Source organism: Actinokineospora bangkokensis (assembly GCF_001940455.1).
Classification (GTDB): domain Bacteria; phylum Actinomycetota; class Actinomycetes; order Mycobacteriales; family Pseudonocardiaceae; genus Actinokineospora; species Actinokineospora bangkokensis.
On record NZ_MKQR01000028.1, the window covers coordinates 72,468 to 85,339 of the forward strand.

At 73.8% G+C, this 12,872-nt stretch carries 10 protein-coding genes; 9 read left to right on the forward strand and 1 reads right to left on the reverse strand.

Annotation, left to right across the window (positions count from 1 at the left end; genetic code table 11):
- Positions 1-19 precede the first annotated feature (19 nt).
- The 4 genes from BJP25_RS27470 to BJP25_RS27485 all read left to right on the forward strand — a co-directional run bounded on the left by BJP25_RS27470 (position 20) and on the right by BJP25_RS27485 (position 2,176).
- A complete protein-coding gene (locus BJP25_RS27470; protein WP_269844590.1) occupies positions 20-205 on the forward strand; it encodes a DUF4244 domain-containing protein in 186 nt (61 codons plus the stop codon).
- 59 nt (positions 206-264) lie between these two features.
- Positions 265-612 carry a TadE family type IV pilus minor pilin gene (locus tag BJP25_RS27475; protein WP_075977935.1) on the forward strand — a complete coding sequence of 116 codons (348 nt, stop codon included), beginning with the start codon at positions 265-267 and terminating at the stop codon, positions 610-612.
- A 133-nt stretch (positions 613-745) separates the two neighbouring features.
- Positions 746-1,228, forward strand: coding sequence for an Rv3654c family TadE-like protein (locus BJP25_RS27480; RefSeq protein WP_084794613.1), 483 nt, complete (start codon positions 746-748; stop codon positions 1,226-1,228).
- Between the two features lie 321 nt (positions 1,229-1,549).
- Positions 1,550-2,176, forward strand: a complete 627-nt coding sequence (locus tag BJP25_RS27485) for a bifunctional DNA primase/polymerase (RefSeq protein WP_075977937.1) — start codon at positions 1,550-1,552, stop codon at positions 2,174-2,176.
- Between the two features lie 791 nt (positions 2,177-2,967).
- Here BJP25_RS27485 and BJP25_RS27490 read toward each other — a convergent pair.
- Complete coding sequence (locus BJP25_RS27490) at positions 2,968-5,316, reverse strand: DEAD/DEAH box helicase (RefSeq protein WP_084794738.1); 2,349 nt, start codon at positions 5,314-5,316, stop codon at positions 2,968-2,970.
- Positions 5,317-5,608: 292 nt separating this feature from the next.
- Between BJP25_RS27490 and BJP25_RS27495 the strand changes: the two genes are divergently transcribed.
- The 5 genes from BJP25_RS27495 to topA all read left to right on the forward strand — a co-directional run bounded on the left by BJP25_RS27495 (position 5,609) and on the right by topA (position 12,849).
- Entirely contained in the window at positions 5,609-7,903 is a 2,295-nt protein-coding gene (locus tag BJP25_RS27495) for a sodium-translocating pyrophosphatase (RefSeq protein ID WP_075977938.1), read from the forward strand.
- Between the two features lie 202 nt (positions 7,904-8,105).
- Complete coding sequence (locus BJP25_RS27500) at positions 8,106-8,684, forward strand: hypothetical protein (protein WP_075977939.1); 579 nt, start codon at positions 8,106-8,108, stop codon at positions 8,682-8,684.
- A 1-nt stretch (position 8,685) separates the two neighbouring features.
- Complete coding sequence (locus BJP25_RS34425) at positions 8,686-9,222, forward strand: hypothetical protein (protein WP_075977940.1); 537 nt, start codon at positions 8,686-8,688, stop codon at positions 9,220-9,222.
- A 51-nt stretch (positions 9,223-9,273) separates the two neighbouring features.
- Positions 9,274-9,879 (forward strand): hypothetical protein, encoded by a 606-nt coding sequence (locus tag BJP25_RS27510; protein WP_075977941.1) that lies wholly within the window; start codon positions 9,274-9,276, stop codon positions 9,877-9,879.
- Positions 9,880-10,023: 144 nt separating this feature from the next.
- Positions 10,024-12,849, forward strand: a complete 2,826-nt coding sequence (gene topA / locus BJP25_RS27515) for a type I DNA topoisomerase (RefSeq protein WP_075977942.1) — start codon at positions 10,024-10,026, stop codon at positions 12,847-12,849.
- The last annotated feature ends 23 nt before the right edge of the window (positions 12,850-12,872 follow it).

The following is a 12,872-nucleotide window of genomic DNA, read 5'->3' on the forward strand; positions in this document are numbered from 1 at the left end:
GGAGATCGAGGGGACAGCGGTGGACCCGGAACGGGCTCCCGGCCCCGCGGGTCGCAGCGATCCCGGGATGACGACCGTCGAGTACACGCTCGGGACGGTGGTCGCCGCGGCCTTCGCCCTGGTGCTGCTCAACGTCATCGAGGACGGGAAGGTGCTCAAAGCGATCAACGACCTCATCCTCGGCGCCATCAACTCCGCGACGTGAGCCGCGACGGCGCGTGCCCTCGGTGCTCGTGGCCGGGCCTCGGTGCGCGGGGACGGGACATGAGGGGTGATCGCGGGGCGGTGACCGTCGAGGCGGCCATCGCGCTCGGGGCGGTGGTGATGGTGCTCGCCTTGGTCCTCACGGGCATCGCCGCCGTCACCGAGCAGGTGCGGTGCGTCGACGCCGCCCGGGAGGCCGCTCGCCTGGCCGCGCGGGGGGAACCCGAGCGCGGCCAGGCCGCGGCCGCCGCGATCGCCCCGGACGGCGCGGAGGTCACCGTCACCCGCAGCGGCGACGAGATCACCGCGACGGTGCGCGTCCCCGCGGCCGCGGGGTTGTTGCCCGGGGTCACGCTCAGCGCGGACGCGTACGCCATCGCCGAGCCGGAGGAGGTCGTGGTGCCATGACCACGACTGGGTTTGCGGGCGAGCAGTCCGGTGCTGTCACCCGGCGGCGCTCGGTCGGCCACTTCGTTCTCTGCGCGCTCGCTCGCAGGTTGGCAGCGACCACGGCGTTGTCGGAGCGGGGGGGGGTGATGCGGTGACACCGTGCGGAAGAAGAACGCGAGGCAGTGATGGTGCACAGGACAGGAGCGCCGCTGAGCAGGAGAGGAGTGCAGCCGTACAAGAGAGGACTGACGGTGCGGGAAGGGGAAAGGAGGACGATGGGTATGCGACCGTGTGGTCCGTCGGGCTGATCGCCGTGGTGGTCGCCGCCGCGTGGGCCGGTGTCGTGCTCGGGTTGGTCGTCGTCGAACGGCACCGCGCCGAGGCGAGCGCCGACCTCGCCGCGCTCGCCGGGGCGGTGCGGGCCGTCGAGGGGGAACGGGGTGCTTGCTCCGCCGCCGGGTGGGTCGCCGGTCGGATGGGCGTGGAGCTGACCGGGTGCCGGGTCGAGGGGGCCGTGGTCGCCGTGGACGTGCTCGGGCGCGCCCCGGGGGTGCTGGGCGGCTTCGGTCGCGGACGCGCGGCTGCGCGGGCGGGACCGGTCGAAGCGGGGCAAGCGGTCGTCGGCGGGCGGTGAGCGGCATCACCGACACTGGTCACCGCGCGCCGCGCTCGGCTGCTCGCAGGGCGTGACCGCCGCCGTTGTCGCAGGTGGACAGCGGTGCGCCGGGGGTCGGCGCGGGGGGAGCGGGCGGGTTCGGCGCTGCTCGACCGGGTGACGCGGGCGGCGGCGGTGACCGGTCGGCCCGGTTTAGCCCCGGCCGACACCGCACCCGGCGCTCACCTCTCCAGAACGACCAGTGGTCGACAGGGGCGTTCCGCCCGGGCCGCCGATGCCGTTGAGTCTGGTGTCGAGGGACCGGCCCGGTCCCGCCCACCCGAGGAGGCAGCGCCCGAGATGATCAGCAGCGACAGGTCGGACAGCTGGCGCAGGGCCTTCCAGGTCGAGCTCCGGGCGGAGGCCATCGGCCTCGCGTTCCGCGGCTGGCCGGTGCTGCCCGGCACCTACCCGGCCGGGTCGGTGTGGGCGGGGCGCGACGGGTACGCGGCCTCCGGTCCGGTGCCGGTGCACGCGGACTGGCAGGCCAGGGTCGGCACCGCCGCCGAGGTCGTCGCGACCTGGTGGACCGGGCAGCCCCACAGCCTGCTGCTGGCCACCGGCGCCGGGTTCGACGCCATCGAGGTGGACGTCGACCTCGGGCGCGAGGCGGCCAGGGTGCTGCGGTCGGTCGGCGTCCCCGTGCCGATCATCGGCACCCCGGACAGCCGCTGGCTGTTCCTGACCACCTCCGGCGGCGCGCTCGGCACCGACCTCGCCGCCGCGGGCGCCGTCCTGCACGGCGCGGGCGAGTGGATCACCCTGCCGCCCAGCCCGGCGGCGCACGGCGTCGTGCACTGGCGGGTCAAGCCGGAGGTGTGCGGGTGGCGCATCCCCGACTCCCGCACGGTGCAGGACGCGCTGCTGACCGCGCTCGGGCTGCCGACCTTCGACAGCCTCGTCACCGAGCTGGTCGCCGCGGACTGACCCGGTCCGCGGTGCACGACAACGACAACTGAACACGACAGACCACAGTGGTCGGTCGCGGCTCGTCCGCCACGAACCGCGCTGACCACCCCCGCCAGTCCAGGTGGCCGAACCCGCTCCCGCCCTTCGCGGGGACGGCCCCGGACCGGCAGCCGACCGAGCACCCGCTGGAGGCGACGCCTCCCGCACCGCGCCCGGTCCGGGACCAGCGGCTCCGCCAGCCGCAGTCGGCGAAACCCGCCCCGGGATGCCAGCGCACGAGACACCGACCGCCTCCCCGGTGTCCGGCCACGGGTAGTCCCTCAGCCGACGGAAGGTCCTGGGCAGCGCTGCGGTGGCAGGCCGATCGCCGCGGGCTCGGTGGGCAGGCAGCGCGCCGGGGTTGAGCGCCGCGAAATCGCGGCGCCCCCCGGCGCTGCTGCGTTTCTCCGGGTGTGTGGGGGCGTGTTTTCTGGGGCGTGCGTTGTGGGGGCCGCTTGCGTGGGGGCCTGTCCTCGGGGCCGCGAGTGTGTAACTCGGTGGAGGCGGAGTCAAGGGCGCCTTCGGCGTCGCTTCGCGATGGGCTTCGCCCACCCTTGACACCGCCTCCACCGAGCTACAAGCGGCCGGGACTGGGTCAGGCCGGGGTTTAGGCAACGCCGTGACTTCTTGCTCAGCTGAGCTTCGGCGGGGTTGCCGAGCCTGGTGGTGGGGCTGGGCACCATGGTTTGCGGGCTGGCGGAGGCGCTGGCCGAACAACGGCTTTAGGGATGGGCTTCGCCACGGGGCATGGGGGGCTTGGTACGTGGGGGTTAGGAGGGGAGGGTGGCTAGGACTGTGGTGAGGACGGCGATGGCGGCGTGTTTGTCGAGGGGGTCGTTGCCGTTGCCGCACTTGGGGCTTTGGACGCAGGAGGGGCAGCCCTCTCGGCAGTCGCAGGCGGCGATGGCGTGGCGGGTGGCGTGCAGCCAGGGGCGGAGGGCGGCGTGGCCCCGGTCGGCGAAGCCCGCGCCGCCGGGGTGGGCGTCGTGGACGAAGACGGTGGGGTGGCCGGTGTCGGGGTGCAGGGCGGTGGAGACGCCGCCGATGTCCCAGCGGTCGCAGGTGGCGAAGAGGGGGAGGAGGCCGATGGCGGCGTGTTCGGCGGCGTGGAGGGCGCCGGGGAGTTGGGAGCGCTTGAGGCCCGCGCGGTGGGGGCCCTTGCCCACCAGGAGGTCCTCGCTGACGGTGTACCAGACGGCCTTGGTGGTGAGGGTGTTCTCGGGGAGGTCGAGGGGGATCTGGTCCAGGACCTCGCCGGTGGGGAGCTTGCGGAGGTAGGCGACCACCTGGGAGGTCACCGCGACGTCGCCGAGGCACACGGTGACGGTGCCGCCGCCGGGCGCCTGGTGCTCCACCGCGGACTGGGTGTGGAGGATGGTGATGTCGACGAGCTCGCGGGGGGAGGTGCTCCAGTCGGGGGTTTCCGCGTGCACCATCGCCAGGCCCGCGTCGAGGTCGAGGTCGTCGACGACGTAGGAGTGGCCCTGGTGCAGGTAGACCGCGCCGGGGTGGACGGTGGCGCAGGCGCTGCCGGGGTTGACGGTGCCGAGCATTCGGCCGGAGTCGGTCTCCACCACGGCGATCTGGTCGCCGCCGGTGCCGCGGATGTCGACGGCGCCGTGCGGGCGGTCGCGCTGGGTCCAGTACCAGCCGTTGGGGCGCCTGCGCAGGGTGCCCTCGGCGGTCAGGTCGGCGAGGACCCGCTCGGCCGCCGCGCCGCCGAAGTCGGGCAGGCAGTCCGGGGTGAGCGGCAGCTCGGCGGCGGCGCACACCAGCTGCGGGGCCAGCACGTACGGGTTGCCCGGGTCGGTGACGGTGGCCTCGACCGGCTTGTCCAGCACGGCCTTCGGGTGGTGGACGAGGTAGGTGTCCAGCGGGTCGTCCCTGGCGACGAACACGACCAGGGAGCCGTCCCCGGCCCGGCCCGCGCGGCCCGCCTGCTGCCAGAACGAGGCGAGCGTGCCGGGGAAGCCCGCCACCACCACCGCGTCCAGGCCCGCGATGTCCACCCCCAGCTCCAGGGCGTTGGTGGAGGCGACGCCGAGCAGGCGGCCGTCGGCCAGGGCGTGCTCCAGCTCGCGGCGCTCCTCGGGCAGGAAGCCCGCGCGGTAGGCCGCGACCCGGTCGGGCAGGTCGGCGGCGACGTCGGCGAGGATCCGCTTGGCGCCCAGGGCGGTGAGCTCGGCGCCCAGCCGGGAGCGGACGAAGGCCAGCGTGCGGGCGCCCTCGATGACCATGTCGGCCAGGATCCTGGCGGCCTCGGCGCCCGCCGAGCGGCGCACCGGGGCGCCGTTCTCGCCGGTGACGGCGTCCAGCAGCGGCGGCTCCCACAGCGCCACCGTGCGGGCGCCGCGCGGTGAGCCGTCCTCGGTGACCGCCACGCAGTCCACCCCGGACAGCCGGGAGGCGGAGGTGGCCGGGTCGGACACGGTGGCCGAGGCGAGGACGAAGACCGGGTCGGACCCGTAGCGGCGGCAGACCCGGCGCAGCCGCCGCAGCAGCAGCGCCACGTGCGAGCCGAACACGCCCCGGTAGGAGTGGCACTCGTCCACCACGACGTAGCGCAGCCTGCGGAAGAACATGGCCCAGCGCTCGTGCGCGGGCAGCACGCCGCGGTGCAGCATGTCCGGGTTGGTGAAGACCCACCGCGAGTGCGCGCGCACCCAGTCCCGCTCGACCAGCGGGGTGTCGCCGTCGAAGGCCGCCGGGCGCACGTCGTCGACGCCCAGGCCGCGCAGGGCGCGCAGCTGGTCGGCGCCGAGGGCCTTGGTGGGGGAGAGGTACAGCGCGGTCGCCTTCGGGTCGGCGGCCAGCGCGGTCAGCACCGGGAGCTGGTAGGCCAGGGACTTGCCGGAGGCGGTGCCGGTGGCCAGCACGACGCTGCGGCCCGCGTGCGCGTGCGACGCGGCCTCGACCTGGTGCGACCAGGGGCGGTCCACCCCGCACCCGCGGAAGGCGGCCACCACCCGCTCGTCGGCCCACGCCGGCCAGTCCACCGCGGCGGCGGCCCGCTCGGGCAGCTCGGCGACGTGGGTCAGCGGGTCCTCGCCGGTCGGCACGCCCGCGAGGACGCGGCGCAGCAGGCGCACCCCGCGGTCGGGTTCCGCGCCCACCGCCAGGTCTGCCTGCTCGATGCGCACCCGCCGATTTTCGCACAGGTGTTCCCGCGACCGGCCCGTCGGCCGCGGCACGCCGTGTGATCATGAGATTTCGATCACACTACGACTGCGTCACATGACGCAGGGTGCACGGTGGTCAACAAGTCGCGTCAGTGATCCGCTTTACCAATAGACTCCGGCGGTGGCCCACTGATTGTGGTGGCGCCCACGTCAAGAAGGGGTCGGTGGGACGTCGTGTGGTAGAGGCGGCCAGCCGGCGCTGAACCCATCAGGCAGATCCTCAGGAGGCCGGATGTCCGGGCAGTTCCTCGCGGCAGATCTGACGCTGACCGGTGGTGACCGCGGCGTGGTCGTCGTGGTCGCCGTGGTCGCCCTCGCCGCGCTCGCCGTGGGATACGTCCTGCTCAAGGAGGTGCTGGCCGCGGGCCAGGGCACCACCACGATGCAGGGCATCGCCAAGGCGGTCCAGGAGGGCGCGGCGGCGTACCTCAAGCGGCAGCGCAACACGCTGCTGGTCTTCGGCACGATCGTGTTCCTGCTGTTGTTCCTGCTGCCGTCGGACAGCTGGGGGGAGCGGATAGGCCGGTCGCTGTTTTTCCTGGTCGGCGCCGTCTTCTCGTTCGCCATCGGCTACCTGGGCATGTGGCTGGCGACCCAGTCCAACCTGCGCGTCGCCGCCGCGGCGACCGAGGCGGGCGGGCGGGAGAAGGCCACCAGGATCGCCTTCCGCACCGGCGGCGTGGTCGGCATGGCCACCGTCGGCCTGGGCCTGCTCGGCGCCGCGGTGGTGGTGCTCGTCTACACCGGCGACGCCCCGAAGGTGCTGGAGGGCTTCGGCTTCGGCGCCGCGCTCATCGCCATGTTCATGCGCGTCGGCGGCGGCATCTTCACCAAGGCCGCGGACGTGGGCGCCGACCTGGTCGGCAAGGTCGAGCAGAACATCCCCGAGGACGACCCGCGCAACGCCGCCACCATCGCCGACAACGTGGGCGACAACGTCGGCGACTGCGCGGGCATGGCCGCCGACCTGTTCGAGTCCTACGCGGTCACCCTGGTCGCGGCGCTGATCCTGGGCTCCACCGCGTTCGGCAGCACCGGCCTGCTGTTCCCGCTGATCGTGCCCGCCCTCGGCGTGATCACCGCGATGCTGGGCGTCTACATCACCAAGGCGCGCCCCGGCGAGAGCGGCCTCACCGCGATCAACCGCTCCTTCTACATCTCCGCGGTCGTCTCGGCCGTGCTGTGCACCGCGGCGGCGTTCCTGTTCCTGCCCAGCTCCTTCGCGGGCACCGACGGCGAGCAGACCGCGACCGCGGGCAGCCCGGCGGTGATCGCGGCCGTCGCGGTGATCATCGGCATCGTGCTGGCGGGCGTCATCCTCTGGCTCACCGGCTACTACACCGGCACCGAGCACAAGCCGGTGCAGGAGGTGGGCCGCACGTCGCTGACGGGCGCGGCGACGGTCGTGCTGTCCGGCATCTCGGTCGGCTTCGAGTCCGCCGTCTACACCGCGCTCGTCATCGGCGCCGCCGTCTACGGCGCGTTCCTGCTGTCCGGCTCGATCGTGGTGGCGCTGTTCGCGGTGGCGCTGGCGGGCTGCGGCCTGCTGACCACCGTCGGCGTGATCGTCGCGATGGACACCTTCGGCCCGGTGTCGGACAACGCCCAGGGCATCGCGGAGATGTCCGGCGACGTCGACGGCGAGGGCGCGCAGATCCTCACCGAGCTCGACGCGGTGGGCAACACCACCAAGGCCATCACCAAGGGCATCGCGATCGCCACCGCCGTGCTGGCCGCGACGGCGCTGTTCGGGTCCTACCAGGACGCCATCGCCAAGGCCTTCGCGTCGGTGGGGGCGAGCTTCACCGACGCGGGCTCGGCGTTCACCTACACGATCACCAGCCCGAACGTCCTCGTCGGCGTGGCCATCGGCGCCGCGGTGGTGTTCATGTTCTCCGGCCTGGCCATCAACGCGGTGACCAGGGCGGCGGGGGCGATCGTGTTCGAGGTGCGCCGCCAGTTCCGGGAGATCCCCGGGATCATGGAGGGCACCGGCAAGCCCGAGTACGGCCGGGTGGTCGACATCTGCACCCGCGACTCGCTGCGCGAGCTGGCCACACCGGGCCTGCTGGCGGTGCTGGCCCCGATCGCGGTCGGGTTCGGCCTGGGCATCGGCCCGCTGGCGGGCTACCTCGGCGGCGCGATCGCGACCGGCACGCTGATGGCGGTGTTCCTGGCCAACTCCGGTGGCGCCTGGGACAACGCGAAGAAGCTGGTCGAGGACGGCAACCACGGCGGCAAGGGCTCCGACGCGCACGCCGCCACGGTCATCGGCGACACCGTGGGCGACCCGTTCAAGGACACCGCGGGCCCGGCGATCAACCCGCTGATCAAGGTGATGAACCTGGTCTCGGTGCTCATCGCGCCCGCGATCGTCACCTTCTCGGTGGGCGCGGACGCCTCCACCGGGCTGCGGGTGGGCATCGCGCTGGTGGCGGTGGTGCTGATCGTCGTGGCGGTCGTGGTCTCCAAGCGGCGCGGCACGGCGATCGCGGAGGAGCCCGCGGCGGCGGGTGCCGGGGCGTGAGCGCGCCGCGGCCGTGACGCCGCGCCGACGGGGCCGGTCCTGAGCAGGTGGGACCGGCCCCGTCGGCCGTCCCGGGCAGGTCGTCGACGGGGTGACCCGCTGTCGCCCGGTCGGGGGTCCGCCCCCGGCCGCGGGCCGTGCGGCGTGCGAGCATTCCCGGGTCCGCCCGGGGACCGCCCCCGGCCGCACCGGAGGAGTCCCCGTGACCCGTCGCCTGGTCGTCGCCGCGGCCGCCGCCCTCGCCCTCGCCGGGTGCGGCTCGACCAGCCAGGGTGACGGGGGCGCGGCGAGCACCACCGCGGCCGCCAGCCCTGTCGACGCGTGGGCGGAGAAGGTGTGCTCCGGGGTGGCCGACGAGTTCACCGAGCTGGCCAAGCAGCCGAACATCGACCCGGGCGACCCGGCCGCGGCCAAGGCGGCGATGGGGGAGTTCCTGGGCAAGCTCGACGGCGCCATGCGCACCATCAAGGCGGCCTTCGCCGACGCGGGCGCCCCGCCGGTGGCCAACGGCGACAAGCTGCTGGCCGACTTCGGCACCCGCATCGACGAGATCACCACGACCATCGGCCAGGCCAGGACCGAGCTCGACGCCACCAGCACCACCGACCCCGCCGCGTTCCAGCAGGGCTTCCTCAAGGTCGCCCAGCAGCTCCAGGCCGTCGGCACGAAGCAGAGCCCGCTGGAGGGGCTCAACGGCGACGCCGACCTGGCCCAGGCCCTGCGGTCGACGCCGAGCTGCGCGGCCATCGGCGGCGGCGCGGGCGCCACCCCCACCTCCTGACGTGCTGCGGGCTGACGTGCTGCGGGCCGCCGCGCTGGTGACCGCGGTGGGCGCGCTCACCGCGGCCTGCACGGGCGCGCCCGGCGACGGCGAGAAGGTCGCCTGGGCGGGCAGGCTGTGCGCCGCGGTCGGCACCGCCGACGCCGTCCTCGCCACCCGCCCGCCGACGGCCGACCCCGCCGACCCGGCCGCCCTGCGCGCCGCCCTCACCGCCTACCTGGGGACCGTCACGGCCGGGCTCGACCAGGTCGTCGACGCCGCCGGGCAGCTGCGCGGCTCACCGGTGCCCGGCGGTGACGCGGTGCTGGACTCCGTCGAGCGCGGGTACCGGGGGCTGCGCGACCCCCTCCGGGCGACGATGACCACGCTGTCGGGTGACCCGAGCCCGGCGGCGACGCTGTCCGCCCTCGCCGACGTGGTGCCCCGGATCACCGCGGGCACGGCCGCGGGCGGCCCCGCGGCGGCACCCGGCCCGGAATTCACCCGATGGTCGCAACAGGCTCCGGAGTGCGCACACGTGCCCGCGCTGCGTGGCTGAACCGATCACGACGGCTTTCCCGCGTCGAACTCTTGTTCTACTCTTCCCCTCGTGGCCCGCCAGCTGTCGATCTTCTCCGCGGAGACCAGCCGACCCCGGCTCGGCGACCTCGCGGGGCTGCTCTGCGGGCCCGCCCAGGTGGTCGTCTTCGCCCGCGCCACGGCCCGCCTCAGCCTGCCCGTGACCGACCAGTGGCGGGCGAACGCCCTGGTCAAGGCCTGTGCCGAGCGCGGCGTGGCGGCCCGGGTGAGCCGCTGCGAGGAGACCGGCGAGACCGGCGTGGGCACCGCCTTCCGGCGCGACCTGGCACCGCTGGCGGCGGCCTGGACCGACCCCGGCGGCAAGGCCGTGCCGCCCGGCTTCCTGCCCGACGGCGGGGTGCTGCGGATGTGGGTGCTCGCCGCGGGCCGCTGGACCGACGGCGGCTACCTGCTGCCGGTCGACCCGGCCGCGCCCGCCACCCACGGGCCGCTGGCCGAGGCGCTGGAGCGCTGCGGGCTGCCGACCACCGCCCCGACCGCGAAGGGCGAGGTCCCGGGCCTGCGGGTGGTCGGCAGGCGCAGGCTCGGGCGGCTGCTGGAGCTGGTCGGGCCGCCCGCCGGACCGGGGTGCGCGGACGTGTGGCCCGCCCCATCCCGGATGCGCGTCGTGTCCTGAGCGTGCTACTGGTGGAAAAGGGGTCATACTCGCCCGGCCCGACGAGGGCGCCCGCGAGGGTCCCGGGTAGGTCTTTTCCCGTTCGGCGTGCACACTGGCAGGCTGTCGGGAGCTAGGTACGGGGTTCACAGAGAGCAGGACGGCGTGGCAGCGACGAAGAGAAGTGCGGGCACCGCGGGTGCCGAGCCCAAGCGGCTGGTGATCGTCGAGTCGCCCGCCAAGGCGCGCAAGATCGCCTCCTACCTCGGGCGCAACTTCGTCGTCGAGTCCTCCCGCGGCCACATCCGCGACCTGCCGCGCAAGGCCGCCGAGGTGCCCGAGCGGTTCAAGGGCGAGACCTGGTCCAACCTCGGCGTCAACGTCGACCACGGCTTCGAGCCCATCTACATCGTGACCCCGGACAAGAAGTCCACCGTCACCGAGCTCAAGGGCCTGCTCAAGGACGTCGACGAGCTCTACCTCGCCACCGACGGCGACCGCGAGGGCGAGGCGATCGCCTGGCACCTGCTGGAGGCGCTCAAGCCCAAGGTGCCGGTGCGCAGGATGGTCTTCCACGAGATCACCGAGCCCGCCATCCGCGCCGCCGCGGAGAACACCCGCGACCTCGACCGCGACCTGGTCGACGCCCAGGAGACCCGGCGCATCCTCGACCGCCTCTACGGCTACGAGGTCAGCCCGGTGCTGTGGAAGAAGGTCATGCCGCGGCTGTCGGCGGGCCGCGTGCAGTCGGTGGCGACCCGGATCGTGGTGCAGCGCGAGCGCGAGCGGATGGCGTTCGTGGCCGCCCACTACTGGGACATCGCCGCCACCATGGACGCGGGCGAGTCCGCCGAGCCGCCGACCTTCTCCTCCCGGCTGCTGTCGGTGGGCGGCACCCGGCTGGCCACCGGCCGCGACTTCGGCCAGGACGGCAAGCTCAAGGCGGGCACCGAGGTGCTGCTGCTCGACGAGGCCGAGGCCACCCGGTTGCAGGCCGCCCTGGAAGGCGCGCACCTCACCGTCACCAGCGTCGAGGAGAAGCCCTACACCCGGCGCCCCTACGCGCCGTTCATGACCTCCACGCTCCAGCAGGAGGCGGGCCGCAAGCTGCGGTTCAGCTCCGACCGCACGATGCGCACCGCCCAGCGGCTCTACGAGAACGGCTACATCACCTACATGCGCACCGACAGCACCACGCTGTCGGAGACGGCGATCACCGCCGCCCGCGCCCAGGCCACCGAGCTCTACGGCGCTCAGTTCGTCCACCCCAGCCCGCGCCAGTACAACCGCAAGGTCAAGAACGCCCAGGAGGCGCACGAGGCCATCCGCCCCGCGGGCGAGGTGTTCCGCACCCCCGGCCAGGTGGCGGGCGAGCTGGAGAGCGACGAGTTCCGCCTCTACGAGCTGATCTGGCAGCGCACCATCGCCTCGCAGATGGCCGACGTGCGCGGCACCACCATGACCGTGCGGATCACCGGCGACGCCTCCTCCGGCGAGGAGTGCGTGTTCTCCTCCTCGGGCCGCACCATCACCTTCCCCGGCTTCCTGCGCGCCTACGTCGAGGCCGTCGACACCGAGGCCGGTGGCGAGGCCGACGACGCCGAGCGCAGGCTGCCGGTGCTGACCAAGGGCCAGCCGGTCACCGCCACCGAGCTGTCCGCCGACGGGCACACCACCTCCCCGCCGCCGCGCTACTCCGAGCCCAGCCTGGTCAAGGCGCTGGAGGACCTGGGCATCGGCCGCCCGTCGACCTACGCCTCGATCATCGGCACCATCCAGGACCGCGGCTACGTGTGGAAGAAGGGCTCGGCGCTGGTCCCGTCGTGGATCGCCTTCTCCGTGGTCGGCCTGCTGGAGCAGCACTTCGAGCGGCTGGTCGACTACGACTTCACCGCCGCGATGGAGGAGGAGCTCGACGGCATCGCCGCGGGCACCCAGCACCGCACCGACTGGCTGTCCGGGTTCTACTTCGGCGGCGAGGTCGGCCCGGACGGGTCGGTGGGCCGCTCCGGCGGGCTCAAGCAGCTCGTCGGCTCCGGCGTGGACAACATCGACGCCAAGACCGTCAACTCCATCCCGGTCTTCGACGACGACGAGGGCCGCGCGGTCGTGGTGCGCGTCGGGCGCTACGGCCCCTACCTGGAGCGCGAGGTCGACGGCAGCGCCCAGCGGGCCAACCTGCCCGAGGACCTGCCCCCGGACGAGCTGACCCTGGAGGTGGCCGAGAAGCTGTTCGCCACCCCCGTCGAGGGCCGCAGCCTGGGCACCGACCCGGTCACCGGGCACGAGGTGGTCGCCAAGGAGGGCCGGTTCGGCCCGTACGTCACCGAGGTGCTGCCCGAGGAGGAGGCCCCGGCCGAGGGCGCGAAGAAGACCCGGTCGCGGGCGGCCAAGCCCAAGCCGCGCACCGGCTCGCTGTTCAAGTCCATGTCGCTGGACACGGTGACCCTGGAGGACGCGCTCAAGCTGCTGTCGCTGCCGCGGGTGGTGGGGGTCGACCCGGCCACCAACGAGGAGATCACCGCGCAGAACGGCCGGTACGGGCCCTACCTGAAGAAGGGCACCGACTCGCGGTCGCTGACCGGCGAGGACCAGATCTTCACCGTCACCTTGGACGAGGCGCTCAAGATCTACGCCGAGCCCAAGCAGCGCGGTCGGCGCGCCGCCGCGGCCGCCCCGCCGCTCAAGGAGCTGGGCAACGACCCGGTCTCCGGCAAGCCGATGGTGGTCAAGGACGGGCGGTTCGGCCCGTACGTCACCGACGGGGAGACCAACGCCTCGCTGCGCAAGGCCGACAGCGTGGAGGAGATCGGCGACGAGCGGGCCGCCGAGCTGCTCGCGGAGAAGCGCGCCAAGGGCCCGGCCCCCAAGCGCACCACCCGCGCGCGCTCGACCACCACCAAGTCGACGACCGCGAAGTCGACCACGGCCAAGGCCACCACCGCCAAGAAGCCCCCCGCCAAGAAGGCCCCGGCCAAGTCCAAGGGCTGAATCATCCTGGCGGGTGGCGTCAC